A 24,833-nucleotide genomic window follows, 5' to 3' on the forward strand; every position below is an offset into this window, starting at 1 on the left:
CGTTCCCGCGGCACGGTGCTGATGAGAGGGACCGCTCGTGATCACAGTGGTTACAGCACAGGTGTGGGTGCCACCAGGTGCTGGTCGTTGGGAGACAGCAGTGATTCTCCGCCGGCTAAAAACAAAAAACAGCCGTCACTCGAGTGGCCGGCTGCTCGAGACACACTCGAGTACGACACGGATCGCTGTTCACTCCCGTGTTCCCGCGCTGCTAAGTCAGCAGCGCGAGCAGCGGTTGGGGGATTACTGCTCGTCGTCTTCCTCGTCGACGTCGAAGTCGACGTCCTCGAAGTCGGCGTCGACGAACTCCTCGTCGTCGCCGCCGGCTGCGCCGCTTGGGCCTGGGTTCGGGCCGCCGCCCATACCGCCCATGTCGCCCATGCCGGCGCCGGCTGCGCCCGCTCCTGCACCTGCGCCGCCTGCTGCACCAGCACCGCCAGCGCCCGCTGCACCGGCGTCCTGGTACATCTGCTTGCCAATTTCCTGCAGTTCGGTGCTCAGGTGCTCGGTCGCGGCCTCGATATCCTCAGCGGTCGCCTCGCCGTCGTCGATGGTGGCCTCGAGGTCCTCGATGGCGGTCTCGATGTCACCGCGAAGGGCGTCATCGACTGCCTCCTCGTTCTCCTCGAGGAGGGTCTCGGCGCGCTGAATCGTGGCTTCCGCGGTGTTGCGGGCTTCGATTCGCTGGCGCTTTTTCTCGTCCTCTTCGGCGTGCTTCTCGGCTTCCTGCTGCATCTCGTCGATCTCGGCGTCGGAGAGGCCAGCGCCGCCCTCGATGGTGATCTCCTCGGACTCGCCGCTGCCCTTGTCCTCGGCAGAGACGTTGACGATACCGTTCTCGTCGATCGAGAAGGTGACTTCGATCTGTGGGGTGCCCGCGGGTGCCGGCGGGATGCCGGTCAGGTGGAACTCGCCGAGCATCTCGTTCTTCTCGGCGAGTTCGCGCTCACCCTGGAAGACACGGACCTGAACCGTCGTCTGGTTGTCCGCGGCGGTGGTGAAGATCTTCGACTCCTCGGTCGGGATCGTCGTGTTCTTCTCGATGAGGCGCTCGAAGAGGCCGCCCTTGACCTCGATCCCGAGGCTGAGCGGGGTCACGTCGAGCAGGACGATGTCGTCGACCTCGCCGCCGAGGACGCCGCCCTGAATCGCCGCGCCGAGTGCGACGGCTTCGTCGGGGTTGACGTTCTTCTGGGGTTCCTTGCCGGTGAGTTCCTCGACCTTCTCGCCGACCTGTGGCATGCGGGTCGAACCGCCGACGAGGAGCACTTCGTCGATGTCGTCCTTGCTGTAGCCGGCGTCTTCGAGCGCTTGCTCGGTCGGCTCGACGGTGCGGTCGATCAGGTCCTGCGTGAGCGATTCAAATTTCGCACGCGTGAGAGATTCTTCGAGGTGGATCGGGCCGTCGTCGGTGGCCGTGATGAACGGCAGGTTGATCTCCGTCTCTTTCCGGCTGCTGAGTTCGATCTTGGCCTCCTCGGCGGCGTCCTTGAGCCGCTGGAGGGCCTGACGGTCCTCGCGGAGGTCAATGCCGTGGTCGGCCTCGAACTCCTCGGCGAGGAAGTCGATGATGGCCTCGTCCCAGTCGTCACCACCGAGGTCGTTGTCCCCGTTGGTCGCGACGACCTCGTAGACACCGCCGCCGAGGTCGAGGATGGACACGTCGAAGGTACCGCCCCCAAGGTCGTAGACGAGGACGGTCTGGTCGGAGTCGTCGTCGAGCCCGTAGGCCATCGAGGCGGCCGTCGGCTCGTTGATGATGCGCTCGACTTCGAAGCCGGCGATTTCGCCGGCGTCCTTGGTCGCCTGGCGCTGTCGGTCCGAGAAGTACGCGGGGACGGTGATGACGGCCTTCTCTACTTCGTCGCCGAGGTACTCTTCCGCGTCGCGCTTGATCTTCTGGAGGATCATCGCGGAGATTTCCTCGGGCGTGTACTCTTCGCCCTCGATATCGACGGTGTAGTCGTCGTCGCCGATGTGGCGCTTGATGGAAGCGATCGTCTTTTCGGGGTTCTGGATCGCCTGGTTCTTCGCGGGTTTGCCGACGAGCCGCTCGTCGTCGTCGGTGAACGCGACGACGGAGGGCGTCGTCCGTTCGCCTTCGGCGTTGACGATAATCTCCGGATCGCCGCCTTCCATGACGGCGAACGCGCTGTTCGTCGTACCGAGGTCGATTCCGAGAATCTTGTTGCTCGCCATTGTGGAGGGTATTGTGCGCACTTTGTTTTAAGCGTTACTAGCCAGCGTCACGAGTCGAATAAAATTCTAGATGGGCGGCTGTCACTGTGGAGTCGGGCGATTTTGTACAACAATCCGGTCGAATCGGCTCGATTGAGTCGGTGGGCACGACTGCACAGTCGCTACGGAGCAAGAATCTGAAGCCCCTCTCCGCGAGCCAGAAGCAAAGCGGACCCGGCGCTGGCAAACGGTGCAGGCGAACTCGGGTAGAAGTCGATCGTCCACCGCTGCTCGCCGGTGGCGGTGTCGACTCCGTGGATGTTGAGGTCGGGTCCAGCGTACCAGACCGTCTCGCCGACGACGATCGGACTTCGTTCGGCCCAGCCGTCCGCGTTGAAATCGATATCCGAGCCGTACGTCCACCGGGTATCCAGTTCGGTGTCGAGACAGTGGAGGACGCCGCTCGCGTCGACAGCGTATATTTTATCTTCGGCGTACGCGAGTGCGTGTTCGATCGGTTCGTCGAAGCGGTGGCTGTCGATGGTGTCTCCATCTGCTGGATCAAGCCGTTCGATGACTCCCTGTTCGTCGGCCGCCCCGCTCACGAGGATGCCGTCGCCGATTACCGGTGGGCCGGACGGTGACATGTCGGTCTCCGCCGACCAGCGCTCATCGCCCGTTTCGAGCTCGAATCCCGAACACTGTCCATGCAGATCGACGTGAACACATAGCTCGTCCGTACAGGCTGGTTGGACGGGCGAAACGTCTACATCGTGGATGTTCCACTCTGTCTCGCCAGTTACCGCGTTCGTCGCGACCACCTGTCCGGTGCCGGACTCCTGGCCAGTGAGTACGAGCCCATCAGCGTACACCGGCGGTGTCGAGACTGGCAGCCCGTCCGCTTCCCACTGTGTTCCGTCGTCGTCCAGCGGCCGCCGGTACAGTTCGTTGCCTGCAGTTACGAAGATTGCCTCACTCGAGGCTGTGATGTGTTTCAGTAGGTGCTGCGGGGAGTCAATGGAGCGCGTCCACACCTCCTCGAACGTCTCGAGGTCGAAGCCGACGATGCCCCCTGCTTCGTTGTCGACGAAAATGGCGACACCATCGACCGTAAGAATCGGGCCGAGAAAATCCGGGCCATCCGCGTGATGATCGATTTCTCGGCGGACCTGTGGTCGATCGGTAATATCGCCCTCCTCGACGTACGCCCGATTCTGTGCATCCCGTCTGGGCTGTGTCCAGTCTGTGAGTTCGCCGGACTCGAGTGCAACGCCTTCCAGTTCGGTTTCGCCGTCACTGTTGCTGGGGGCACGTAGGTAAGAGCTACAGCCGCCAACCAGTGTCGCGCCGGCTGTTGCGAGGACCAATCGCCGTTTCATAGCCCTGTATTCTTCCCGACTATGGATATGTTTTACCGATATATTGAACGAATATAGGGGTGTTCGAATTGTTGACTACCGCTATTTCTGTGGCCTCGTCGATAGATATAAGTTATCACCAGTCAACAATTAGAACGGAAGCCATCACTGGACGCGAAAGTGTCCCGGGTGCTAGAGACACCCGAAACGTGGCTTCCAAGCCGATGAGGCTTTGCAGCCATGATTGCGTACATTCTCACGGGATATAAACATCCCGCACGACTGACGCATTGCCCAATACAACCAGCAGCAGCGCTCTCCTGCCGAGCCACGAACTCGCGGCGGTGCCACCCCGCATGAGCCACGACAGTGATCCAGAGCCAGCGTCTGCGACTGGTTCCACTGGCGACCCCGCACTCGAGTTAACCCCGTGCCCGCGCTGTGACACCCCGGTCACCCGCACCACCGTCATCGGCCCCACCGACGCTATCGCCGGCCCCTGTGGGTGTCGCGTCGCACCTGGGATTACCAAGCGGGACCGAGATCACAACCACGGCCCAGGTCGCGACCGTGAGCACGAGTACGAACACAGACATGAGCACGACACCAGCGACAGCGGGGATACCAGCACCTGACTGGGGCAACAGGAGAGTGAGTGAGTCACACACCGAACTGTTTTTGACAACTCGAACACACGGTTAGTGCATGTCAGAAGGGTCCGCGGCAGAGCGTATCAAGGAGCGTCGACGGAACGCGATCGATCCCGAAGCGTTTCTCCTCGAGATCGACGCGATCGAACCGACCGACGAGGAGGAAGGACTCCAGTTTACACCTTCGTTCACCGACCGCGTCGAGAAGTATCTCGAGGAGCTCCAGACCGACGGTGTCGAACCAACCGATATCGGTGCCATCTTCGCTGTTTCAGACGATAACGTTTCCAAAGCCGACCGCTCGTACCCCGCCTACAAGACAGGCAGCACCGTCCGAAGCTGGCCCTCCGAGGGGGCAGTCCAGCTCGACGTCGCCGTTGACAAGAGCATCCGTGAGGTGACCGACGAGTGGGACGCTGTTCCCTCCAGACAGCGCTACCGTATCCTCCAATCGCTTCGGTCCTTCCAGGAGGCGTGTCTGTTCTGTTCGGGAGCGATTTCGATCAGCGACCAGACGGTCGAGTCATGCTGTAGCAACGTCGAAGTCGTAACGGTCTCGTGTACCGACTGTGAGCGACGATTCCTGGAGTTCACGCCGGACTCGGTTCCGGGGATGTGACTGTGACTCGTTGGTGTGACAGTTATCGGGTGGCCAGGGACCCAGACATCCAGACTCCCAGACTCCCAGGTGAACAACACTCTTGTCGATTCAACCACAATTCGTGAGCAATGGCGTTTCCTGGGCCGATCGACCGTCTTCACCAACCCGAGTACACCGGCGAAAACCGCTGTCTCCCGTGTACTGCCGTCAACATCGTCCTCGCAGTTCTTCTCAGCGCCGCAGCGGCCACACTGGCCTGGGTCGGGACAGGACCGGTTGTCGCACTGGCTGTTGGGGCCATCGTCTTCTGGTGTGCTGTCAGTCTGATTGCCGTCCGCGGCTACCTCGTTCCGGGGACGCCCGAACTCACGAACCGATACCTCCCGGATCGGCTTCGACGGCGGTTCCACGACCGCGAGCCAGGAGTCGACGACGGTGCGGATCTCGACCTGGCGATGAAAGGAATCGCGGCCAACCCACCGCAAACTGAAGCACGCAGCGACGGTGACGACGCCGAAACAGCGACCGAAACTGAAACTGAAACGAACCAGTCACCTTCGAACGCAAACACCACCAAAACTGACGGCTGAAGATCGGAGTGTGGGAGATTACTCCTGAACGACGGTCCCGTTGTACTCGTCGCTGGCCTGGGTCGACTCGAGTGCCCCTTCAGCGTAGCGGTCGTCGTGCAACAGACACGCGATTTCGTGTGTCGGCGAGTGCTCGACGTAGTCCGGCACTGTCGACTCACACGGTGAGACGAACGCGTTCTCGAGCAGTGCTGCACACGCCTCTGGTCCTCGCTCGCGGAGTTCAGCAATCGCGTCAGTGACCACTGATTCGGCTGTCGCATCCGACAGTTCGGGTGGGAGACCGAACTCGTCGCGAACGAGTCCGTCTAATCGCTCGTGTGAGAGCCGCGATTGGTCCTCGCGAATGTCCTTGTCCGATTTGGTCAGCGTCAGGAGCTGTGTTACCTCTTCTGCCTCGTGTACCTGTAGCTTGAACGTCAACAGCGAGCGCCACTCGGGCTGTTCGAGATCGAACTCCGCCGGCGGGATCACGCGGGGACACCGCGTGTGGAACTGACAGCCCGATGGCGGATCGATCGGCGACGGGACCTGTCCCTCGAGGAAGATTTGGTCACCCTCCCAGAGCGGATCCGGCTCCGGAATCGCCGAGAGCAACGCCTCGGTGTAGGGGTGGTGTGGCTCGGCGAAAATCTCCTCGGTCGTCCCGACCTCGGCGAACTCGCCGAGGTACATCACGGCGATCCGATCCGAGATGTGTTCGACGACGCTCAGGTCGTGTGCGATAAAGATGTAGGCCAGATCGAACTCCTCCTGGAGATCCTCGAGTAGGTTGAGAATCTGGGCCTGCACGCTCACGTCGAGTGCCGACACCGGCTCGTCACAGACGATCACTTCCGGATCGACCGCCAGCGCCCTGGCGATACCGATACGCTGGCGCTGGCCGCCGGAGAACTCGTGTGGATAGCGGTGAGCGTGGCTCGGGTTGAGACCAACGGTGTCGAGCAGTTCGTGCACCCGATCGATGCGTTCCTCGCCGTCGGCGATACCGTGGATATCGAGCGGTTCGCCGATGATATCGCCGACGGTAAGCCGCGGGTTCAGACTCGAGAACGGATCCTGAAAGATGTACTGCAGGTCCGTTCGGAGGTCACGTAGCCGACTACTCGAGAGCCCTGTTAGCTCGATCGCTTCGCGCTCGGCGTTCGGGCTGTCGTCTCGTTGCTGTCTGTAGTAGGCGCTCCCATCGGTCGGTTCGATGAGCCGCAAGAGCGCCCGGCCGAGCGTCGTCTTCCCGCACCCGCTCTCACCGACGACGCCGAGCGTTTCGCCCGGGTACAGTTCGAGGTCGATATCGTTGACCGCTTTCACGGTCTGCTTTCGACCGAGGAGGTTATCGATGAACCCGCCTTCCGTCGTGTAGTGTTTCGTCAGGTCGTCGGTCCAGAGGATGGGCTCGTCGTGGTTACTCATGCCGCTCACCTCGTACTCGCTCGCTCAGATCGTCGTCAATCGTGACGTCGAAGCCAAGTCCGTGTTGCAGATCGTTGGTGTACTCGAGACACCGCGCTGACTGTTGGGGGCCGTTTGCTCCGTTGCCGGTGGTGATCATGTCGGGCTCTGTCCGGGTACAGGCTTCCTCTGCGTACGGGCAGCGCGGGTGGAAGCGACACCCGGTCGGTGTGTCGATCAGGTCCGGCATTGCACCCGGAATCGTTCGTAGCCGGTCGCTGTCGTCCCCGACGCGTGGGATCGAACTCATGAGCCCGACGGTGTAGGGATGTTTTGGATCGTAGTACAACTCCTCGACCGGTGCTTTTTCGACGGCCTGGCCGGCGTACATGACCATCACGCGGTCACAGAGTTCGGCGACGACGCCGAGGTCGTGGGTGATGAGTTGGATCGCCGTATCGAACTCATCGGTGAGGTCCTCGAGTAGGTCGAGGATCTTTGCCTCGGTGGTCACGTCGAGTGCGGTTGTCGGCTCGTCTGCGATCAGCACGTCGGGGTCACAGGACAGCGCCATCGCGATCACCGCACGCTGTTGCATCCCGCCGGAGAACTCGTGTGGGTAGTCGGAGTACCGGTTTTCGGCGTCGGGGATACCGACCTGATCGAGCAGTTCGATGCTGCGCTCTCTGGCCTCGTCGCTGTCGTACTCGAGGTGGTGTCTGATCGCTTCGGAGATCTGTTCGCCGACCGTGTAGACGGGGTTGAGCGCGGTTTGTGCGTCCTGGAAGATCATCCCGATCCGGTTCCCCCGGATCTGGCGGATCTCTTCGGTGGTCATCTCCAGGAGGTCGTCACCGTCGAGCAGAATCTCGCCGCTCTCGATTTCGCCCGGACTCTCGATGAGTCGCAGTAGCGAGAGGGCAGTGACGCTCTTTCCAGCACCGCTCTCTCCGACGACGCCGAACTTCTCACCGCGTTCGATGGTGTAGGAGAGGTCATCAACTGCGGTGACGACACCCTCCTGGGTGTAGAACGACACCGTCAGGTCGTTGACTTCGAGCAGTGCCATCATCCACCACCTCCGATGTCGTCGACCTGTGCATCGAGTGCGTCGTTGACTGCGTCACCGATGATGTTCATCGACATGACGAACAGGAAGATCATCAGGCCAGGGAAGACGGTTGCCCACCAGTCCCACGTGCCACCAGCCCCCGTCGCGAGCGTATCAGATTCGGCGTCGAGGATCGTTCCCCACTCGGGTGTTCCGGGGTCGAAGCCGAGCCCGAGGAAGCCGAGCGCTGCAACGCCGATGACGACGGTCCCGATACTGAGTGTCGCCTGCACGATAACTGGAGCGATGGCGTTCGGGATCACGTGGCGGAAGATCACCGACCGGTCTCGCGCACCGAGGGCCTTCGCCGCCATCACGTACTCGTTTTGTTTCACCTTCAGGATCTCACCGCGGATGATACGGGCGTAGGTCGCCCAGCCGACGAGCGCGAACGCGCCGACCAGCGGCCAGAAGCCGCCGCCGAAGAGGGCGACGAGGATCAGTGCCAGCACGAGCCCGGGGAACGCGAAGACGACGTCGAGAATCCGCATGAGCACTTCGTCGACACGCCCACCGAAGTAGCCCGAAATGCTGCCGTAGATCACGCCGAACGATGCCGCGAGTGCGGTAACGATGAGTCCGATCGAAATACTGTAACGGCCGCCGGTGACGACGCGAGAGAACAGATCCCGCCCGAGTCGGTCGGTCCCCATCGGATGTGACAGCGACGGCGCGGCGTATCGAGCGCCGACCCCGGTCTGCGTCGGATCGTACGGGACGATCGAAAAGGGCTGAACCGTGAACCCGCCTACCGAAATCGGCTGTGAAAGCAACGCAGCGATTGACATCACGGCAACGACCGCAAAGCCACCTAACGCGAGCCGATCCCGGACGATGCTCGACACGATTTTTCGCCACCGGCTCTCTAGCTCGTCAGCCTCCGATTCGCTCCAGGCATCCAGTGAGTCCTGGTCTTCGATACCGTCAGTATCGAAGCCCGAAATCTGTATTCGTCCTCTTTCTGTTGACATAGTTGTGATCAGTATTCGTCTCTAATTCGTGGGTCGAGCAGTGCGTAGACGATGTCCGCGAGCAGGTTTGCGAGCACGATGAAGAAGCCGGTAAACAGGGTGATCGCCAGAATGAGATTGATCTCCCTGAGGTGGACTGCATCGATAAGCTCTCGTCCGAGACCGGGCCATCCGAACACCGTCTCGACGACGACCGAACCGGCGACGATACTCGCAGTCAGGAACGCGGCGACCGTCGTGACCGAGATGAGCGAGTTCCGCAGCACGTGTTTGAGGATAACGGTCCGCTCCGGGAGTCCCTTTGCACGCGCGGCGGTTACGTACTCTTTGTTCAGCTCTTCGGCCATCGAGGTACGCATGATCCGCATCATGTTTGCCGCGGCTGCCGTCCCGATCGTAACACCGGGCAGAATCAGCCACCAGAGCATCGATGGAGAGAGCAACGATGTCTGTGGGTCGAGCGTCGGGAACCAATCCAGCTGAACGGCGAACACCGCCATCAGCATCAGTCCCAGCCAGAAGTTCGGGATCGAGATGCCCGAAAGGGCGACGAATCGGCTCACGGTGTCACCGAGCTGGTCCTTGTTGACCGCGGCGTAGATCCCGCCTGGGATCGCGATCAGAATTGCAAACACCCAGCCGAACAGGCCAAGTGCAATCGTTTCGGGCAGTCGAGCCAACACGACGGCACTGACATCGCGGCTGCTCGAGTACACCTCTCCGAAGTCGCCTGTCAATACCCCCTGCATCCAATCGAGATACTGCACCCAGACCGGTTGGTCGAGACCGAACTCGCGTCGAAGTCGAGCCGCCTCGTGTGATGGAACGTTGGGATTCGCCGCGACCAACTGGTCTACGATGTCTCCCGGTGTGATGTGCATAAGCGCGAACGTAACGACTGAAACACCGAACAGTACCGGGACTGAGGCCAGTATCCGTTTAAGAATGAATTTTTGTAAACTCATGCCTTGTACGTGTGGAAATGGGTGACGGTAGTCGGGTGGTTAGTCGCGATCGAGGTACATGATCTGCTCGTCAGCAGGGGCGTACACCGCATAGCTCAAGATCGCCTGTGTCTGTGGGTGAACGTTGAATCCGACTACGTCGTTGCTAGCCGTCCCAGTGTTCAGCGAGTAGTCGACGATGGTGTTTGCCGACAGATCAGTCAGTTCGGGCCACAGTTCGTCGTACCGCTCTCTGCGAGTGTCTTCGTCCTCAGCAACGTCCGTTTCGAAGCGACAGCTTCGGAGCAGGTCGACGAAGTCCTCCGGCAGTGCCCCTTCCGGGAAGAAGAAGTTACAACAGCCGTTCCAGTTGTCCGGATCGTGAATCGTTTCCGGGAACCCGTGTGGCTCCGGCGTACCGGCGAGACCGATCACGGCCGCCGCGTTGTTTTCTGCAGCCTCGTGACGAGCGCCGTCAGTGTAGAGTTCGGGCGTCCAGTCACCGAGTGCCGCCGGTGTCTCGAGTTCGGCCTCGAAGAGACCGCTCTGGTTCAACTGGTCGACGGCGAGTTGCATCTTGTCGATCCGCTCGTCGTCGTCGGCGTTCGTTTGAATAGTGATCTCGACCGGTGCCTCCAGGCTCGACTCTTCGATGAGCTGTTCGGCCTGTTCGACATCCGGTTCGACCGGATAGGCCCACTCCTCGTCGAACAAGTCCTCGTAGTCGTCTTCGGTCGTTGCAAGATCTGCGGCGGGTGCCGGGAACGGAACCCGTGCCGGGTCACCCCAGCCCTGTTCGATGAGGTCGACGATCTGCTGGCGCGGAATCAGCGCGCTGACCGCCTGACGGATCTCTCGTTCGGCGAATGCGCCGCCGGTGTCGGTCTCCTCGACCGGGAACTGCATAAACTTGAAGCCGAAGGCTTCCGTCGCGGAGACGACGTAGTCATCCGACTCGTAGAAACTGTTTCGTGCGTCAGACGGCAGTTCGTAGGCGATGTCGACATCGCCGTCCTCGAGTGCAGCACTCCGCTGGACGGACTCGTCGACGAATCGGATATTGATCTCGTCGATGACCGGGCTCTCGGGGAACTCGTCGGGGCCATCCCACCACGGGATATTCTCGAGACCGACGTCTTCGACCCAGTAGTTTTCGTTCCGAGAGAGGAGGAGCTGCGATCCCTCTTCGAACTCTTCGACCTGGTACGGACCAGTACCGATTGGGACCAGATCCTCGTCGTCCCGCGGGTCGAGTTCTCCCGCCGGAACGTCGGCGTGCTCGGCTGGGAAGACGTACGGGTTCATCTCCACGAACGCTGCGGCGTCAGGCTCCTGCGAGTACAGCGCGTACGTGTAGCCGTCGTCGCCGTCGAGGGCTTCTGCGTACATGAACGTGTCGAACATCTGACCCTCGTTGTCAGAGCCGACGTATCTGTCGTAGGATCGGACGATGTCTTCGGCCGTCAGTTCGTCGCCGTTGTGGAACTCGATGCCTTCGTGCAGACGCCCCTCGACTCTGGTTCCGTAGACGCCGTCAGCGACGGCGTCGCCGGCTTCCTCCCGGGTCAACACTCGAACTGTGTCGCCCTCCTCAGCCGGCAAGTCGTCAGGGTGTTGCATGAGGACGAGATTGTTGTCGTCTTCCAGATCGAAGAACGGGAAGCCGTCGTCTGCGTCGTCGGCTTCCATCTCGACCATATAGTCCTCGTAGTCCGTGACGGAGACATCGTTTGCTTCCTCGGCCTCGTGTTCTGCGGCCATCCACGGCAGGTATTCTCCTTCGCTGTCGACCGTCGTCAGCCCGTCGTAGACCGCCTCGAACACCACCGAGTCCTCAGCGGCGGTACTCTGTGATTGGTCGTAGTCGGAGATACTGTTTCGTGGAATCGCGAACTCAAGTCTGCCGCCCTCCTGTATCTCGTCGAGGTTGACTTCGTTTCGCTCTAACGCTGCGCTAACGTCGAGGATCTCGTCTTCCTCATCGTCACCATTGCCCATACAACCGGCAACACCGATTGCACCGGCAGCTGCGATACCCTGCAGCAATCGACGGCGATCAAGACTCGAACTTCGTGATTTCGTTGATTTCGACATTGTATTTAAACCACCATTACGTTGGATATGGTCGCTTCCCGGCTTCGGCGTCGACAAAGCTCATCGACGGACCCAGCTATCATTGGGGAGAGTGACCACATCGCATTTGCCAACACTACAACCTGTCCATCTAAGTGAGGCCATAAATAGGTTTTGATCATGTATTATAATGGCACGGTTGAGCGAGTGATAATTGGGGGATTAGTATTGTATTGCGTTGAATTGTCCAACGATTGATTAAAAGTATGTCCAACAATGAACGGTTCTACACACTAGGGTCGACTCACGAGGGGTGACCGTCTCGCGGAAAATTGCCTCGGCCCAAAGACCACTGCTAACCGATCGGATCGGATCAGGTCCTAGCGGTGCTGGCGACTGACCGCACCCGAACGTTTTAGGCGAGTCAGCACCTCCCGACGGCTATGCGTCGGATCTACGAGTCGGACGCCATCGAGCGCGACGAGAAGCCGTTTACCCCACACGAGCGAGAGTCGTCGACGACGGTTCAGTCCTTTCGCTCCGTAAACTCGTCGACGCTGAGCAATCTCTTCGTTCCGAAAGGCCTCCGCCAGCGGGCGATTTCGGTCGACATCGTCACGCCCAAAACGACGTTTTCGGAGGACGAACCGATACCGTTCACCGTTATAATGCGCAACTCGCTCCCGGTTCCGATCACGCTGTCGACGGCGTCACCGCTGTTGTGGACCTGGGATATCGACGGCATCACGGAGGCGACACACGTTGCGCGCTATGATCCACCGGACGAGAGCGGCGATTTCACCTTTCAGCGCGGCGAGCGAAAGCGGTTCCGAAAGGTGTGGCGCCAGCTGTTCAAGGTATCTGACAACGAGTGGGAAGCGGCTGAGACCGGCGAACACACGATCAGCGTCCAGATCAACGTCCCCGACGCCGAGGAGAAGGGGCTAACGGCCGAAACAACCGTTCAGATCAGTCCGGACGAGTAAGTCAGTAGGCAATTCATCTACACGGCTGCCACAGACCTGCCACAACGGACACCGCCCCTTCGACACTGTTCCGTGAAGTGCACAGGGAGACAACCAGTCGTGAGTTATTGGCTCGGATTTACCTGTCCCGGCGATGGCACTGACTGTGCTTGCTCCGGGCCTACATCGGAGAGATCGACGATTGCACCCACGATCGAGAGCGGTTCCGTCCCGTCGAACAGCGGCATTCCGATCTCGAGAACCCACTTTTCGGTACTGTTTGCCGTCTGGAGTCGGTACATAACCGAAAACGGCGTTTCGTTCTCGATCGATTGGTCGACCGCCGCATCGACCCGCTCGCAATCGTCAGGGTGGATGAGGTCGAACCCGAAGTTGATGCCACCGATGATGAACGCGTTTGGCTCGTACCCGGTCAACTCGTGGCAGTTGCCGCTGATGAACTCGATCGGCCACCCCTCCTCGTTGCGCGACTGATACACCGTACAGGGAAGGTTCGTGAAAAACCGCTGTAGCTGCAGTTGGTCCGGCGTCTCCTGCTCTCCACCGACGGTCCAGTCGCTGGTCGACACCGGTGATCGCCGACCTGTGCCGTACTCGACGCCGTCGATGAACACCTCGGCGTCGGCGGTTACCGTCACCTCGTGGCCCGGAACCTGAAACGATAGTTCCGACGCGGTGTTACTCGCAACGAGACGCTCGATTATCGTCGGGTCGACGTAATCCGCCAGCGTGTATCCCAGCGAACCCGGATCGGACCCATCTGCGGCAGCGAGCGCTGCGACGACCTCATAGATGATATCGTTACGACGATTCATGCGCCTCAACGAGTCCATCCCGCGCTAATGTGTCCGGGAACTGACCAGCCGACTCCTGGAGAACCCGGATCACCGCCGCGGGCTCGTCAAACCGCGGACCGCGGCGAACACAGAACGGGTCTCGCTCCCAGCGGATATACTCGACGCTCGCCAGTGCGGGAAGATGCTGGTGTCGGAGTTCGATTGCGATTCGGTCGTGGTCACCCGCTTCCGCCTGCGGTGACGACACTGCTGCCGACGGCAGTGGTAGGCGCTGATCAGCGGGTGCATCGAGCAGGGAACTGATGAGTTGTCGACGTGGCCGCGCTGCCAGCAGTTGTAGCAACTGATCCCACCGGTCCTGGACGCCACCTCCATCCGGTGTCTCCATCATACGGTATCGAACACCTGTAGGATAGTAAGTCTACCCCCGCATTCGTTGTCTCTGTACCCTCTGGTCGCCTGTACACTCGATTCAGCGAACCGGTCACCGCGACGAGCGACGGGCTGCTCTCACCCACAACCCTCACTGCACGCGGCGGGATCTGTCCCGATCAGTACGAGTTACCGTTCCGAAATCGCCGCCACGAGTCGCTCGAGTTCGCGGTGGCCGTGATACCGAACCGTATTCGATCTCGAATCGTACTCGAGTACCCCTGCCTCCGAGAGGCGTGGCAGCGTCGAGTGGTGGAGGTGTAACGCGAGGTTGGATCGGTCGAGAGCGGGTGAGGTCGCTGGTTCCTGGTGGGGAGACGAAGCCAGCAGCGAGTCGATGAGAGTTGCAAGCGAGACGGTCGTTTCTGACGTGTGCCTGAAGTATGTGAGGACGCCGCGGCAGTGTCTGTGTGCACAGAGTGTAAGCAGTTCGTCGAGCGTCTCCGAGCGATCCGCGTCCGTGTTGTCCATGGTGGATGGTGGGAAGCAACCGTGGGGCCGTGGTTCGATGTCCGGGGTGGACGTATCCCGGCCGTAGTGACGGATGGGGTCGTCGACCTGGGACAGCCGAGCGTGGCTGTTCGGCATCGTCATCGTGGGTCGCGACATCGAGTTTCGAACGAGAGCGTCGTCGCGACGGGTTGCTCTCAACCGATGTGTATCACGATGATAAGAGTATGGGTACGGGTGATAGTGGTCTGTCGTAGTGTGGTCTGTCGTAGTGTGGTCAGAGTCGTGTCCGAGTTCGAGTCCGAGACCGGGGCCAGGGTCGGGTCAGGACCCGGCGATGGTTCGTATCAGAACCCTTCGACCCGGAGCGGACTGCGAGTGAGTCGGCGCGGTCAGGAACGGCGATCAGTCAGAAGTAGATGCGGCCAGGAACGGCGGTACGTCAAAAGTCAGAGCGAGTAAGCGACGACGCGTCAGAACTCGGCGCGGTCAGAAACGGCGACGCCTCACGAGTCGTCGCGCTCTGCAGCAGCGTCGGAATCGGACTCCCGATTCCGGAGTCGCTCGAGTACCTCGCGAGCGTTCTCGAGTGCCTGTTCTTTTTTCGCGGGGTAGGCCTCGACCTTCGCACGGAGCATGATGCCGTCGCCGACGCGAATCGTCTCCTCGAAGGCGGCCTGTTTGTCCAGGCTGAGGAAGAGTTCGGTGTTCTCGGTTACGCGGTCGTCGAGTTCATCGAGCAGCGTGTCGAACGACTCGAGGTCGGTGAGTCGCGAGAGCACGTGGCGAACGTCGTCTGCGTTCTCGACACGGGCCGAGAGGACGAGGATGCGGTCGCCGTAGTGGCCCTCGCTTTCGACGCGGTCGATCTCGAACTCCTCGGGGAGGAAGGTCCGAAGGGCCTCCTCGACGCGTTTTTCGTCCTCTGTGGCGTAGCAGAACGTTCGAATGTCGACGTAGTGAAGCGGAATCTGTGGCATCTGTGGTATCGTATGCGGCCGCCGAACTCTCACGTGGGTGGCGTTGCCGGTGGGGCGTTGGGAGGCCGGTGTGGGGTAGGGTCTCGGTCGTTGTGGGTGTGAGTACGGGCGTGAGTGTCGCTGTCGTTAGTTTTCGTCTTCGCTGTCTTCGTCGTCTGCGCCCTCGACATCGTCAGCCGCCTCGAGATCCTCTTCCGGAATGCCCGTCTCCTGCCCGTCCTCGAAGCTCACGGTGTACGTTACGTCGCCGAACATCGATTCCATCGTCTGGGTAACCGTCCCGACTTCGCCGTTGAAATCGCTGTGCTTGTCCGTCAGGACAACGGTGTCGTCTTTCTCGAAGCTCATAGTCGCAGTTCCCCGCCGTCGCGTAAAAAGGGACTGATTCACCGCCCTCTCGAGTACTGTCGTGTTCGCGCAAGGTGGTTGCGTTGCCGTCTGGTCGCCGCCCGGGTACCGTTTCACCCTCGACGAGTCACTCGCAACGACGCTGTCCACCTCAGTCGTCCGAGTTACCGGGTGGACTGTGTGAGCGGTTTGCTTCCGTTCCGTCGTCGCCAGCATCGCGACGAGCGCGAACCCACTCGTACACGGTGCCGACGCCGACCGCAATACCGTAACAGCCCCCGACGAACGGCACCCAGTACACCCAGAACTCGAACCGCGGCGCGATGGCGTTGCCGATCGCCGTCCCGATACTGTAGATGACGTACCCCGGCAGCGCCAGCGGTGAGAACAGTTCCGTCCGAAGCCACCCCAGTGCGAACGGCACGATCAGCACGATTGCAGTCGCGACCGTCGCCGGACTCGTGAGCGCTCGGCGTCCAATCTCGAGTCCGCCTGCGTGCCCGATCGACGGCTCCGATCCTCTCCCCGACTCCGGTCCAGGAGAGTCTCCGCTCATGCGCTTGTCCCTCCGTCTGGTTCCGTTTCGGACTCCTGTTCTGGCTCCCCGGTACCCGCCACACCGATTCCCGTGTCGTACTCGAGTCCCCCGTGCGCCGCGAGGACGTGGGCGGTCACGAGCCGGGACTGTTCGGTCATGGTCGCGTGGTTGAGGAGGAACGCGGTCGTCTCGAAGAGATAGGCGGTCGCGTCGAGTTCGGCGGCGGCCTTCTGAAAGAGGAGCGGGCCGCCGGCGGTGCTCTCCTGCGGGGTAAAGCGGTGGAACGGCAGGTACCAGGGGATGGCGTCCGCGGTGAGCGCGTCGGCGATGGCGCGGCCGTGGGCGTGGGCGTCTGCGGAGTGAAAGAGCGCCTGGCCGACGTACTCCCGGTGGAAACCGTAGATTCCCAGCGAGCGGTGGAGGTCGAGAACGACGTCGGGATCGTACCGTTCGACGGCGTCCCAGATGCCGCGTGCGAGGTCGCTGGTTGGCTCCTCGCCGGCCGGGAAGTGGCGGTTCAGGTCGCCGTCGATTCCGCCGCGTTCGTCGTTTTCGACCGCGACGCGGTCGGTTTCGGGGACGACGACGAGTTGGCCAGCATCCGGCCCCCATTCAGTGGCGTCGTGGGCGGCCTCGATACCGTTGCGTTCGTCGCCGTGGATGCCACCGAAGACCATCACCGTCGGCCCCGGGTCGGGTGCCGTGAGTTCGTACAGCGTCGTCTCGTGGACGGTCTCGGGAAGCAGTTGTGTCGTCTCAGTCGTGACGTCGTCGCTGCCTTCCCGCGCCGCTGCAAGCAGTCGATCGTTGCCGCCGGGGCGACTCACGACACCTGCGATGGCTGTGCCTGCGAGCGTTGTCACCGCGGCGAGCGCACTCCGACGCCTCATCAGTAGCTGTGAGCAGATCCGCCCTCAAGCACCTTCTCATTGACGATGTGAGTGTGATCAGAACGTACTATTCTCGTGGTCTAGCCGAATTTCCGGCGTAAACCGGATCAAACGACGATACCGGTGTGTGAGATCCGGTGCCTGGTGAGAGAATACCGTGCCCTAGTTACTCAATAACGATTGTTACTTTTGGATAGAGAAAGAATAGTTCCGAATGCGTAAATACGTGCGGTGCGTACTACTCGTATGGAACGCAGAGATCCGATTACGAACGTCCCGACCGACGACGGGGATGTCCCCGTCTACCTGCCCGGAACGCCGACGCTTTCGTTCGTCCGAACCATCGAACGAGCGATCGACATGCTCCGGCGATAACACAGCGTAGCCACCAAAACGAACGGTTGCTGTTCTCTTCCACTTTCTCTTCCTCTTCTGCTTACTCTTCCGCTTCCGTTGCCGACACTCCAAGCTCGTCGAGCAGCGTCTCCGCCGCCGCACTCGAGGACTCGGGTCCACGAGCGGTGAGGAGATCGCCATCCACGGTGACGCTCGTGTCCTGATCGAGTTCGGCGTCCCAGTTGCCACCGGCGGCCTCGACCTCGTCTTCGACCCAGTAGGGTAGCTTGCGCCCGGTCGGCATGACGTCGTTCTCGTCGACGATCTCCTCTTCCCACTCGTTCGGGAAGCCGGTCACGTCGCGGCCCCCGACGATGAAGCCGCCGTCGCTGTCACGGGCGAACGCGAGCAGGCCGACGGCGTGACAGACGACCAGCGCCTTCCCCTCGCCCTCGACCGCGTCCCGAAGGAGTCGGCGTGCGTCGCTGTCCTGATTGACGTCCCACTCGGTGCCGTGGCCACCGGGGAAGACGACGGTGTCGTACTCGCTCGCGTCGGCCTCGGCCGTCGGAATCGGGTCGTTGAGCCGCTCGTCGTTCTCGTGAACCTCGCGGACGTGCTCGGCGGTCTCCTCGCCGACCTCGTCCGGATCTACCGACGTCTCGTCGAGTTCCGGTGGCCCGCCCGACGGCGTCGCGACCGTGATCTCGACGCCCGCATCCGAGAGCGTCTCGAGTGGCTCGACGCATTCTTCTCCCCAGTAGCCTTCCTCGCTAACGACGAATAGTGCGCGCGTCATGGAGACGGTCCTACGCCGAGCAGCCTCAAAACTCCCCCACCACCCGAGGGTGCTGCCGGGACCGTGTCGCCTTTTGCCGTTTCGGTAGGCGATGCTGTCGCCGGTACCGGTCTGTGTGATCGCTGCTGTCCTGTTACTGTGGCTATTGGTGGTGCAGTCGCTGGTACTGTATCGACTCCGAACTCGAGTCCCCCCCGTCTTCCCTCCATGACTGAAGCTATCATGTCACAACACGTTGTCGTCACTGACGGTCAGACAGACCTGAAGTGGCCTTTTTCGGCGTCGATAGCGTACGATATGGTGACTATGGCAGACAGATCGAGTCCCTTCGACGGCATCGAGGAACTGCTCGACAAACTCAACCGCCAGCTCGAGACAGCCGCCCGATCCTGGGAACAGAGTATTGAGGACCAAAGCCAGCGGCGGCTCGATCTTTCGACGAATGTCGGAAGCGGGTCGACCAGCCTCGACATCGCAGACGAGGACGACGAGTTCGTCGTCACCGTCGACGTGCCCGGCTACGAAGCCGACGACCTCGACATTCGACTGGCTGGTGAGTTACTCACCATCGAGGGCGAACGCGAGCGCGCTGAGGGCCACGATGGCGAGGAGGATCGTGGCGTCTACATCCGCCGGGAACGCGAGGTTCAGTCGTTTAGCCGCAAGGTCACGCTTCCGGCCGCCGTCGATCCAGACGGTGTCGACGCGACGATCAACAACGGGATTCTGACGATCCGGCTGCCAAAGCGTGAGCCGGACAGCGAGTCCCATCGGATCGATATCGACTGAGACGGGCCGTTGGTGCGTTTTACCGGTGATTGCTCCGTTGCTCCGTCGCTCCGTCGCTCCCACGGGGCAACGATCACCGGCAAAGAACTACAACCGACCGCCTGAGGACCGTACAACAGGCCGCATGAGGGCCTTACAACGGATGCATGAGGTCCAGTCATCTGGCCGACCGAGTCCGCCGCCGCTTGCCGTCAGTCGTCCAGATTCAGCGCCTCGAAGAAACGACTCGAGATCCGGCCACTGACGAAGTCCAGAAGCTGTTCGGCGTCGCCTGCGTCGTCTGCAAAAATACCGAGTTCGATGTAGCCGCCCGCCATATCGTGATGGCCGCCCGCCGATCCCAGGTCGCCGAACCCGTCGTCGAGTGTCTCACCCATGTTGATCCGCGGGTCGATCGACCGGCCACTGATTCGGATCGCGTCACCGACGATGCCGTAGACGAGTACCGTATCGACTCCCTCGAGATTGAGCAGGTAGTCCGCCGCCTGTGGTAGTGCGTCCGTCTCGCCAGTTTTCCCGACGTTCGCGACCAGCGAGGAACCCCGACGCTCACGGGTATCGATCGCCCGGCCGATCGCGTCGAGCGTTCCCGGCGAGAACGCGCTTCCGTAGAGCTGTTCGAGCACCTCGAGTTCGGCGTCGGGATAGACCGCGAGCGCAGCCTCGTACTCCCGTCGCGTCGGCTCGCGAACGAAGTCCAGGCGCTCGCGGTGGAGTGCAAACAACAGTGCCGAGGCGAGTCGACTCGTCAACTCGACAGCTAGCTCCTCGAGATACTCGACGAAGATGGTCGCCGTCGCACCGTACTCGGTCCGAATATCGGCGAACTCGGCGTCACCACCGCCGTTAGGGTGGTGGTCGACGACAATATCCGGTTCGAGGGCCGCATCGAGCGACGTGTTCTGCCCGCTCGTGTGATCGACGAACGCGAGACAGTCGAACTCCTCAAACGCTACGTCCTCGAGTGGAACGACAGTGAGGGCGAGCATGTTGACGAACGCTCGATTCTGCTGGTGTGAAATCTCGCCGCCGTACGTGATCACCACCTCTGCAACGTCGTGTTCGTCAGCAATCGTCTCGAGTGCGAGCGCGCTGGCCAGGCAGTCGGGGTCCGGATTGTCGTGACAGACGACGACGAGCGAGGAGGCGGACTCGAGAACCGAGACGAGATCGGCCGCGCGTGACATGTCGTCACTCAGTACGAGAAACAGCCGTTTGAACCCAGTGACGGTACGGAGACCCATCCGTGACCGTCTCGCGACCCAATGGCTCGTTGACTGGGGGTACTCGAGTCGGGTGGTGTCGGTGAGCTGTGGTATGGGGCTGGTATATGCTGATATGGTGCTGATATGGTGCTAGTATGGTGCCGTACGGTATCGGTACGTCACAAGAGAACAACGAGAAAGTCCGTACGGTGTCGGTACGGATCGGTACAGTGGGCGTACAGACGGTCGAATCGACAGCCACAGTTCACCGGTGCAGGCCGACACGCCCCGTCCCGAGCACCGCGACAGCCACCGGGAAATCGCCGCGAGACGTGTCAGTACTGTCACCATGCGAATCGTTGACGAAATCTATTTCATACCGGGCACTCCGTTCACGAGTATGCGAGATGTCTACCTCGTCGGTGCGGGACAGTCGGCCTACGGGGCGTTTCCATCCGAGAGCTACCGGTCGTTGTTCCGAACGGCGTTCGAAGACGCAGTCGAGAGTGTTCCGAACGGACTCGAGACGGACGACGTCGACGAAGCCTTCATCGGCACGCTCGGCGTCGGTGGTCGCCAGCTCGGCCTCTCGGGGCCGGCAGTAACCGAACACGTCGGGCTCGATGGCGTACCGTGCACGCGCGTCGAAAACGCTTGCGCAGCGAGTGGGTTTGCAACCCGCCAGGCCGTCCAGGCGGTCAAGTCCGGCATGGCCGACGTCGCTCTCGCGGGCGGCTTCGAGATTATGACGGACATGAGCTCGGACGCGACGAAGTACTGGCTCGGCGTTTCCGGTGAAACCGAGTGGGAGCGCCTCTCCGGCACCACCTTCTCGGGCGTCTACGCTCAGATGGCAAGCGCCCACATGGAGGAGTACGGCACCACGCGCGAACAGCTCTCACGCGTCGCCGTGAAGAACCACGCCAATGGCGCGAAGAACCCGCACGCCCAGTTGGGATTCGAGTGTTCACTCGAGGACGCCCAGTCGGCACCCGTCGTCGCGGATCCGCTCAATCTCTATCACTGCTGTCCAACTTCTGACGGCGCGGCCTGCGCGCTAATCGTCAGCGAGGACGTCGTCGACGACTATACGGACGATCCGATCCGCGTCGCCGGCGTCGGTGCCGGCAGCGACAGCGTCGGACTGTTCCAGCGTGACTCCTACACGGGCGTCCCAGCGAGCCAGCACGCCGCCGAGACGGCCTACGAGATGGCCGACATCAGCCCCGAGGACCTGGACTTCGCGGAGGTTCACGACTGCTTTGCGATCGCCGAACTGCTGGCCTACGAGGATCTCGGCTTCTGTGAGAAGGGTGAGGCAGGTCAGTTCATCGAGTCCGGTGCGACCGAACTCGGCGGTGAGCTCCCGGTCAACACGTCGGGCGGCCTCAAGTCGAAGGGCCACCCGATCGGCGCAACCGGTGCCGGCCAGGTCGTCGAAGCGTTCAAACAGCTCTCGGGCAAGGCCGGCGAGCGACAGGTCGAGAACCCCACTCGTGGGCTCACCCACAACGTCGGCGGTAGCGGCGGTGCATCCGTGATTCACGTATTTGAGAAGGAAACGGAGGTGAGCGCCTGATGGCCGCCATCACCGCAGTCGGCGCGTACGCACCACGGTTCCGGATCACGGCCGAAGCCTTCGCAGATGCCTGGGGTCACTTCCAGGCGTCTGGTATCTCCGAGAAGGCCGTCCCCGCAGCCGACGAGGACGCGCTCACGATGGGCTACGAGGCCGCGACGCGCGCACTCGAGGCAGCGGATCTCACAGGCGACGCCATCGACTGGCTCGGCTTCGCATCCTCTCGCCCACCGGTCGCAGAGGAGGATCTGACAGCCCGTCTGGGCGCGATGCTCGCCGTCAACGAGGCGACCACCCGTCACGTCTTCACCGGCAGCACCCGAGCCGGTACACGCGCGCTCTGGGCCGGCATTGACGCCGTCGACACCGATGAGACCACGACGGGACTCGTCGTCGCTGCCGACGCACCGCGTGGCGAACCGGACAGCGAACTCGACCACGCCGCCGGCGCGGCTGGCGCTGCGTTCGTCCTCGAAGCAAGCGGTCCAGCCGACATCGCCGACCGCGCCGAGTACTCCCTCCCCTACCCCGGCACCCGCTTCCGGAACACCGGTGAGGAAGAGACTCAGGGCCTCGGCGTCACCCAGTACGACCGCCAGGCGTTCACCGAAACCATCGGCGGCGCTGTGGCTGCACTCGAGTCCGACTCCAGCGACGACCTCGAGCCAGCGGCCGCCGCTATCCAGGCACCGAACGGGAAACTCCCCTACCGTGCCGCCGGCGCAGCTGGTGTCGGCACCGACGAGATCCAGGCCGCTGCAACCGTTCACAAGCTTGGCGACCTCGGTGCTGCGAGCGTCCCGGTCTCGCTCGCCAGCGCGCTTGCGGACGGTCACGAATCGATTCTGGCAGTCTCGTTCGGTAGTGGGGCCGGTGCTGACGCGCTGGTACTCGAGTCCGATGGGAGCGTTCCGACACAGATCGATCTGGACGCGAACACAGATACGAACGGTGAAGACGACGAACAGACGCTCTCGTACGCCGAGTACCTCCGCCAGCGCGGTGTCGTCACCGCGGGACCACCATCTGGAGGCGGTGCGTACGTCAGCGTTCCGTCGTGGCGGCGGTCGATTCCACAGCGGTACCGACTCGAGGCGGGGCGCTGTCCCGAGTGTGGTGCGCTCGCGTTCCCGCCGGAGGGTGCGTGTGATGACTGTGGATCGCTCGTCGAGTACGAGACAGTCACCCTCGCGAACAGGGGTCGGATCGAGGCTGTGACGACGATTTCACAGGGCGGTGCGCCGCCGGAGTTCGCCCCACAGCAGTCACAGGCAGGAGATTACGCGGCGGCGATCGTCGAACTCCCGGTTGCGGACAGTGCGGGGACGGAGGCCGGGGATGAGACCGTGAGCCTCCCGGCGATGGGGACCGACGCCGCACCCGACGCCTTCGCAGTGGACGACGAAATCGAGACGACGATTCGGCGGATCTACACGCAGGAGGGTGTGACACGGTACGGGTTCAAGGTTCGACCGACCGCGTAACGGCTTCCTTGGGAGCAGCGTCTCGTCTTTGCCAGAACGTCCGTTCGGAGGGAGTAGTAGCCGTTGTCCGTCCGCTGTTGCCACCTGTGGCTAGCTACGGGTGAGACTGACGACTCACAGTGTGGGACAACGGCGGTGGTCGAGAGCGACTGTAACTCGAGGAGAGAACGGAAGGGAGAGAGGGAGAAGGAGGTGGGGAGAGGGGAGAGAAAGTGACTGGAGTGAAACGACTAGTCCGCGTTGAGCGGTGGCTTGGCGGAACGGGCCTCGTCGGAGGCGTCAGCGGGTGTATTGACGAACATCGCATGGCCGATGATCCCCATCGCGGTGAACGCGCCGATCGGGACGGCTGCGGTCAGCGAGACGCCAACGAACGTCAGGGCTGCGGTGATTCCAAGCAGTGCGACTGGGATAAGGCCAAGAACAATGTCGTAATATCCAGTCATAATCTATCCAATAGTACGTGAAATGTGTATATAAGTGTTTCCCATAATCGCCTGATATTGGACTCATTTCTAATCCGTATTTTGGGTGGTGGATAGCCATAACTTATGAGTTGCTTATCGATGGGTTGATTTGGATAAGAATAATCATGGGATGGGAGAGAGATTCACCGATGGAACGTCGAACCGCGGACTTGAGTCGAAAAACCGCACGAGGGAAACACTATGTCAAATGTTGACAGTAGTCATTTTGTAATTGCGGGAGACCATCCAGAATATGATACCGCTGTCAGCCCCACTATCGTCTTTTTAGATGGTGATATGTCTGGAGACAGATATGGTGGGTAGCCGAAGCGTTACCGCCGGGCGATTGTGGTGTACCCGATACGCCAGCCGACGAGGGCAACCAGCCCGAAGCCGGTGATGACGAGGCCGAACGGCCAGGCAGCAGCCCCGTCGAGGTACGGGGAGACGCGAAGCGAGAGTCCGATATTGGCCGCTGCGATCCAGGTCAGCGCCGTCAGTCGCACCGTTCCGATCACCGACGCCGTGCTGTTGCGGGTGTACAGCCCCGACAGTGCCGCCATCGCGATCCAACCGAGCAGGAACGGTGCCAGCGCCTCGAGCAAGGCAGGAACGCCGTCGACCAGCCCGTGAGAGAACTGACCGTACAGAATTAACGCTGTCAACAGCGCGATGTCGACGGTGCCGACGAGCAGCGTTTCGCGATCGAAGGCTGACGTGTGCTCATCCGCCTGCACTGCAGTGTCCATACGCGCTGCTCAGGGCTGTGTCCCTATTGATGTCCCGATTTTAGTGACGAGGGTGGCTGGTCACGTCCATGAAGCGACTGCGCAAAACAATCACACGAAGTGACAGGGGAGGAGGAACCCGGCGACTGGCATCGCC

At 61.6% G+C, this 24,833-nt stretch carries 26 protein-coding genes; 8 read left to right on the forward strand and 18 right to left on the reverse strand.

The window, feature by feature from the left end; all coding sequences use genetic code 11:
• Positions 1 to 243 precede the first annotated feature (243 nt).
• Together dnaK and BBD46_RS14225 are read right to left on the reverse strand one after the other, a co-directional pair.
• On the reverse strand, positions 244 to 2,199 hold the full coding sequence (gene dnaK, locus BBD46_RS14220) for a molecular chaperone DnaK (protein ID WP_071402364.1): 1,956 nt from the start codon (positions 2,197 to 2,199) through the stop codon (positions 244 to 246).
• Between the two features lie 161 nt (positions 2,200 to 2,360).
• Positions 2,361 to 3,557 (reverse strand): PQQ-binding-like beta-propeller repeat protein, encoded by a 1,197-nt coding sequence (locus BBD46_RS14225; protein WP_071402365.1) that lies wholly within the window; start codon positions 3,555 to 3,557, stop codon positions 2,361 to 2,363.
• Between the two features lie 335 nt (positions 3,558 to 3,892).
• On the opposite strand from BBD46_RS14225, the gene BBD46_RS14230 reads away from it, so the two are divergent.
• The 3 genes from BBD46_RS14230 to BBD46_RS14240 all read left to right on the forward strand — a co-directional run bounded on the left by BBD46_RS14230 (position 3,893) and on the right by BBD46_RS14240 (position 5,377).
• Complete coding sequence (locus BBD46_RS14230; RefSeq protein WP_071402366.1) at positions 3,893 to 4,171, forward strand: hypothetical protein; 279 nt, start codon at positions 3,893 to 3,895, stop codon at positions 4,169 to 4,171.
• A 70-nt stretch (positions 4,172 to 4,241) separates the two neighbouring features.
• Complete coding sequence (locus tag BBD46_RS14235; RefSeq protein WP_071402367.1) at positions 4,242 to 4,805, forward strand: hypothetical protein; 564 nt, start codon at positions 4,242 to 4,244, stop codon at positions 4,803 to 4,805.
• 110 nt (positions 4,806 to 4,915) lie between these two features.
• Complete coding sequence (locus BBD46_RS14240; RefSeq protein ID WP_071402368.1) at positions 4,916 to 5,377, forward strand: hypothetical protein; 462 nt, start codon at positions 4,916 to 4,918, stop codon at positions 5,375 to 5,377.
• Positions 5,378 to 5,395: 18 nt separating this feature from the next.
• Here BBD46_RS14240 and BBD46_RS14245 read toward each other — a convergent pair whose 3' ends face one another.
• Genes BBD46_RS14245 through BBD46_RS14265 form a run of 5 tightly spaced genes read right to left on the reverse strand, consistent with a single transcriptional unit; the run spans position 5,396 to position 11,793 of the window.
• Positions 5,396 to 6,790, reverse strand: a complete 1,395-nt coding sequence (locus tag BBD46_RS14245) for an ABC transporter ATP-binding protein (RefSeq protein WP_071402369.1) — start codon at positions 6,788 to 6,790, stop codon at positions 5,396 to 5,398.
• Complete coding sequence (locus BBD46_RS14250; RefSeq protein WP_071402370.1) at positions 6,783 to 7,838, reverse strand: ABC transporter ATP-binding protein; 1,056 nt, start codon at positions 7,836 to 7,838, stop codon at positions 6,783 to 6,785. Before BBD46_RS14250 ends, BBD46_RS14245 begins: the two co-directional genes overlap by 8 nt.
• A complete protein-coding gene (locus BBD46_RS14255) occupies positions 7,838 to 8,851 on the reverse strand; it encodes an ABC transporter permease (protein ID WP_071402371.1) in 1,014 nt (337 codons plus the stop codon). Before BBD46_RS14255 ends, BBD46_RS14250 begins: the two co-directional genes overlap by 1 nt.
• Before the next feature lie 8 nt (positions 8,852 to 8,859).
• Complete coding sequence (locus BBD46_RS14260) at positions 8,860 to 9,816, reverse strand: ABC transporter permease (protein ID WP_049912390.1); 957 nt, start codon at positions 9,814 to 9,816, stop codon at positions 8,860 to 8,862.
• 39 nt (positions 9,817 to 9,855) lie between these two features.
• Positions 9,856 to 11,793, reverse strand: a complete 1,938-nt coding sequence (locus BBD46_RS14265; protein WP_071402372.1) for an ABC transporter substrate-binding protein — start codon at positions 11,791 to 11,793, stop codon at positions 9,856 to 9,858.
• A 518-nt stretch (positions 11,794 to 12,311) separates the two neighbouring features.
• On the opposite strand from BBD46_RS14265, the gene BBD46_RS14270 reads away from it, so the two are divergent.
• Positions 12,312 to 12,854: a hypothetical protein gene (locus tag BBD46_RS14270; protein WP_071402373.1), complete on the forward strand. Its 543-nt coding sequence runs from the start codon at positions 12,312 to 12,314 to the stop codon at positions 12,852 to 12,854.
• A 104-nt stretch (positions 12,855 to 12,958) separates the two neighbouring features.
• Here BBD46_RS14270 and BBD46_RS14275 read toward each other — a convergent pair whose 3' ends face one another.
• The 7 genes from BBD46_RS14275 to BBD46_RS14305 all read right to left on the reverse strand — a co-directional run bounded on the left by BBD46_RS14275 (position 12,959) and on the right by BBD46_RS14305 (position 17,289).
• Positions 12,959 to 13,669, reverse strand: coding sequence for a PAS domain-containing protein (locus BBD46_RS14275; RefSeq protein ID WP_071402374.1), 711 nt, complete (start codon positions 13,667 to 13,669; stop codon positions 12,959 to 12,961).
• Positions 13,656 to 14,042, reverse strand: coding sequence for a hypothetical protein (locus tag BBD46_RS14280; protein ID WP_343124135.1), 387 nt, complete (start codon positions 14,040 to 14,042; stop codon positions 13,656 to 13,658). Before BBD46_RS14280 ends, BBD46_RS14275 begins: the two co-directional genes overlap by 14 nt.
• Positions 14,043 to 14,212: 170 nt before the next feature.
• A complete protein-coding gene (locus BBD46_RS14285; RefSeq protein WP_139173616.1) occupies positions 14,213 to 14,677 on the reverse strand; it encodes a DUF7344 domain-containing protein in 465 nt (154 codons plus the stop codon).
• Between the two features lie 362 nt (positions 14,678 to 15,039).
• On the reverse strand, positions 15,040 to 15,513 hold the full coding sequence (locus tag BBD46_RS14290) for an RNA-binding protein (RefSeq protein WP_006651843.1): 474 nt from the start codon (positions 15,511 to 15,513) through the stop codon (positions 15,040 to 15,042).
• 126 nt (positions 15,514 to 15,639) lie between these two features.
• Complete coding sequence (locus BBD46_RS14295; protein ID WP_071402377.1) at positions 15,640 to 15,861, reverse strand: DUF1918 domain-containing protein; 222 nt, start codon at positions 15,859 to 15,861, stop codon at positions 15,640 to 15,642.
• Between the two features lie 151 nt (positions 15,862 to 16,012).
• The gene (locus BBD46_RS14300) at positions 16,013 to 16,417 is read right to left on the reverse strand and encodes a hypothetical protein (protein ID WP_171908211.1); all 405 of its coding nucleotides are present in this window, start codon (positions 16,415 to 16,417) and stop codon (positions 16,013 to 16,015) included.
• Positions 16,414 to 17,289 (reverse strand): succinylglutamate desuccinylase/aspartoacylase family protein, encoded by an 876-nt coding sequence (locus tag BBD46_RS14305; protein ID WP_071402378.1) that lies wholly within the window; start codon positions 17,287 to 17,289, stop codon positions 16,414 to 16,416. The genes BBD46_RS14300 and BBD46_RS14305 overlap by 4 nt, the downstream gene beginning before the upstream one ends.
• Positions 17,290 to 17,535: 246 nt before the next feature.
• On the opposite strand from BBD46_RS14305, the gene BBD46_RS23360 reads away from it, so the two are divergent.
• Positions 17,536 to 17,664, forward strand: a complete 129-nt coding sequence (locus BBD46_RS23360) for a hypothetical protein (protein ID WP_006651847.1) — start codon at positions 17,536 to 17,538, stop codon at positions 17,662 to 17,664.
• Positions 17,665 to 17,725: 61 nt separating this feature from the next.
• On the opposite strand, the gene BBD46_RS14310 is transcribed toward BBD46_RS23360, so the two are convergent.
• Positions 17,726 to 18,424 carry a type 1 glutamine amidotransferase domain-containing protein gene (locus tag BBD46_RS14310; protein WP_071402379.1) on the reverse strand — a complete coding sequence of 233 codons (699 nt, stop codon included), beginning with the start codon at positions 18,422 to 18,424 and terminating at the stop codon, positions 17,726 to 17,728.
• 306 nt (positions 18,425 to 18,730) lie between these two features.
• Here BBD46_RS14310 and BBD46_RS14315 point away from each other — a divergent pair, with 306 nt between their 5' ends.
• Positions 18,731 to 19,213: an Hsp20/alpha crystallin family protein gene (locus BBD46_RS14315; protein ID WP_071402380.1), complete on the forward strand. Its 483-nt coding sequence runs from the start codon at positions 18,731 to 18,733 to the stop codon at positions 19,211 to 19,213.
• Positions 19,214 to 19,404: 191 nt separating this feature from the next.
• Here BBD46_RS14315 and BBD46_RS14320 read toward each other — a convergent pair whose 3' ends face one another.
• The gene (locus tag BBD46_RS14320; protein ID WP_071402381.1) at positions 19,405 to 20,457 is read right to left on the reverse strand and encodes a DHH family phosphoesterase; all 1,053 of its coding nucleotides are present in this window, start codon (positions 20,455 to 20,457) and stop codon (positions 19,405 to 19,407) included.
• A gap of 361 nt (positions 20,458 to 20,818) precedes the next feature.
• On the opposite strand from BBD46_RS14320, the gene BBD46_RS14325 reads away from it, so the two are divergent.
• Both BBD46_RS14325 and BBD46_RS14330 read left to right on the forward strand, forming a co-directional pair.
• Positions 20,819 to 21,997 (forward strand): thiolase domain-containing protein, encoded by a 1,179-nt coding sequence (locus BBD46_RS14325; protein ID WP_071402420.1) that lies wholly within the window; start codon positions 20,819 to 20,821, stop codon positions 21,995 to 21,997.
• The gene (locus BBD46_RS14330) at positions 21,997 to 23,481 is read left to right on the forward strand and encodes a zinc ribbon domain-containing protein (protein WP_071402382.1); all 1,485 of its coding nucleotides are present in this window, start codon (positions 21,997 to 21,999) and stop codon (positions 23,479 to 23,481) included. Before BBD46_RS14325 ends, BBD46_RS14330 begins: the two co-directional genes overlap by 1 nt.
• Positions 23,482 to 23,711: 230 nt before the next feature.
• Here the strand turns inward: BBD46_RS14330 and BBD46_RS14335 are convergent, their stop codons facing one another.
• Positions 23,712 to 23,927: a hypothetical protein gene (locus BBD46_RS14335; protein WP_004216336.1), complete on the reverse strand. Its 216-nt coding sequence runs from the start codon at positions 23,925 to 23,927 to the stop codon at positions 23,712 to 23,714.
• Between the two features lie 353 nt (positions 23,928 to 24,280).
• Complete coding sequence (locus tag BBD46_RS14340; protein ID WP_071402383.1) at positions 24,281 to 24,697, reverse strand: DUF3054 domain-containing protein; 417 nt, start codon at positions 24,695 to 24,697, stop codon at positions 24,281 to 24,283.
• Positions 24,698 to 24,833 lie beyond the last annotated feature (136 nt).

This window comes from Natrialba sp. SSL1, from assembly GCF_001861355.1.
Classification (GTDB): Archaea; Halobacteriota; Halobacteria; order Halobacteriales; family Natrialbaceae; genus Natrialba.

Excerpts from the sequence above, each read along its gene's own strand:
- BBD46_RS14235 (WP_071402367.1), top strand. The coding sequence starts at position 4,242 with ATGTCAGAAGGGTCCGCGGCAGAGCGTATCAAGGAGCGTCGACGGAAC.
- BBD46_RS14305 (WP_071402378.1), bottom strand. The coding sequence starts at position 17,289 with ATGAGGCGTCGGAGTGCGCTCGCCGCGGTGACAACGCTCGCAGGCACA.
- BBD46_RS14320 (WP_071402381.1), bottom strand. The coding sequence starts at position 20,457 with ATGGGTCTCCGTACCGTCACTGGGTTCAAACGGCTGTTTCTCGTACTG.
- BBD46_RS14255 (WP_071402371.1), bottom strand. The coding sequence starts at position 8,851 with ATGTCAACAGAAAGAGGACGAATACAGATTTCGGGCTTCGATACTGAC.
- BBD46_RS14230 (WP_071402366.1), top strand. The coding sequence starts at position 3,893 with ATGAGCCACGACAGTGATCCAGAGCCAGCGTCTGCGACTGGTTCCACT.
- BBD46_RS14245 (WP_071402369.1), bottom strand. The coding sequence starts at position 6,790 with ATGAGTAACCACGACGAGCCCATCCTCTGGACCGACGACCTGACGAAA.
- BBD46_RS14270 (WP_071402373.1), top strand. The coding sequence starts at position 12,312 with ATGCGTCGGATCTACGAGTCGGACGCCATCGAGCGCGACGAGAAGCCG.
- BBD46_RS14340 (WP_071402383.1), bottom strand. The coding sequence starts at position 24,697 with ATGGACACTGCAGTGCAGGCGGATGAGCACACGTCAGCCTTCGATCGC.
- BBD46_RS14240 (WP_071402368.1), top strand. The coding sequence starts at position 4,916 with ATGGCGTTTCCTGGGCCGATCGACCGTCTTCACCAACCCGAGTACACC.
- dnaK (WP_071402364.1), bottom strand. The coding sequence starts at position 2,199 with ATGGCGAGCAACAAGATTCTCGGAATCGACCTCGGTACGACGAACAGC.
- BBD46_RS14265 (WP_071402372.1), bottom strand. The coding sequence starts at position 11,793 with ATGGGCAATGGTGACGATGAGGAAGACGAGATCCTCGACGTTAGCGCA.
- BBD46_RS14285 (WP_139173616.1), bottom strand. The coding sequence starts at position 14,677 with ATGACGATGCCGAACAGCCACGCTCGGCTGTCCCAGGTCGACGACCCC.
- BBD46_RS14335 (WP_004216336.1), bottom strand. The coding sequence starts at position 23,927 with ATGACTGGATATTACGACATTGTTCTTGGCCTTATCCCAGTCGCACTG.
- BBD46_RS14225 (WP_071402365.1), bottom strand. The coding sequence starts at position 3,557 with ATGAAACGGCGATTGGTCCTCGCAACAGCCGGCGCGACACTGGTTGGC.
- BBD46_RS14315 (WP_071402380.1), top strand. The coding sequence starts at position 18,731 with ATGGCAGACAGATCGAGTCCCTTCGACGGCATCGAGGAACTGCTCGAC.
- BBD46_RS23360 (WP_006651847.1), top strand. The coding sequence starts at position 17,536 with ATGGAACGCAGAGATCCGATTACGAACGTCCCGACCGACGACGGGGAT.
- BBD46_RS14310 (WP_071402379.1), bottom strand. The coding sequence starts at position 18,424 with ATGACGCGCGCACTATTCGTCGTTAGCGAGGAAGGCTACTGGGGAGAA.
- BBD46_RS14260 (WP_049912390.1), bottom strand. The coding sequence starts at position 9,816 with ATGAGTTTACAAAAATTCATTCTTAAACGGATACTGGCCTCAGTCCCG.
- BBD46_RS14275 (WP_071402374.1), bottom strand. The coding sequence starts at position 13,669 with ATGAATCGTCGTAACGATATCATCTATGAGGTCGTCGCAGCGCTCGCT.
- BBD46_RS14250 (WP_071402370.1), bottom strand. The coding sequence starts at position 7,838 with ATGGCACTGCTCGAAGTCAACGACCTGACGGTGTCGTTCTACACCCAG.
- BBD46_RS14295 (WP_071402377.1), bottom strand. The coding sequence starts at position 15,861 with ATGAGCTTCGAGAAAGACGACACCGTTGTCCTGACGGACAAGCACAGC.
- BBD46_RS14300 (WP_171908211.1), bottom strand. The coding sequence starts at position 16,417 with ATGAGCGGAGACTCTCCTGGACCGGAGTCGGGGAGAGGATCGGAGCCG.
- BBD46_RS14290 (WP_006651843.1), bottom strand. The coding sequence starts at position 15,513 with ATGCCACAGATTCCGCTTCACTACGTCGACATTCGAACGTTCTGCTAC.
- BBD46_RS14330 (WP_071402382.1), top strand. The coding sequence starts at position 21,997 with ATGGCCGCCATCACCGCAGTCGGCGCGTACGCACCACGGTTCCGGATC.
- BBD46_RS14325 (WP_071402420.1), top strand. The coding sequence starts at position 20,819 with ATGCGAGATGTCTACCTCGTCGGTGCGGGACAGTCGGCCTACGGGGCG.
- BBD46_RS14280 (WP_343124135.1), bottom strand. The coding sequence starts at position 14,042 with ATGATGGAGACACCGGATGGAGGTGGCGTCCAGGACCGGTGGGATCAG.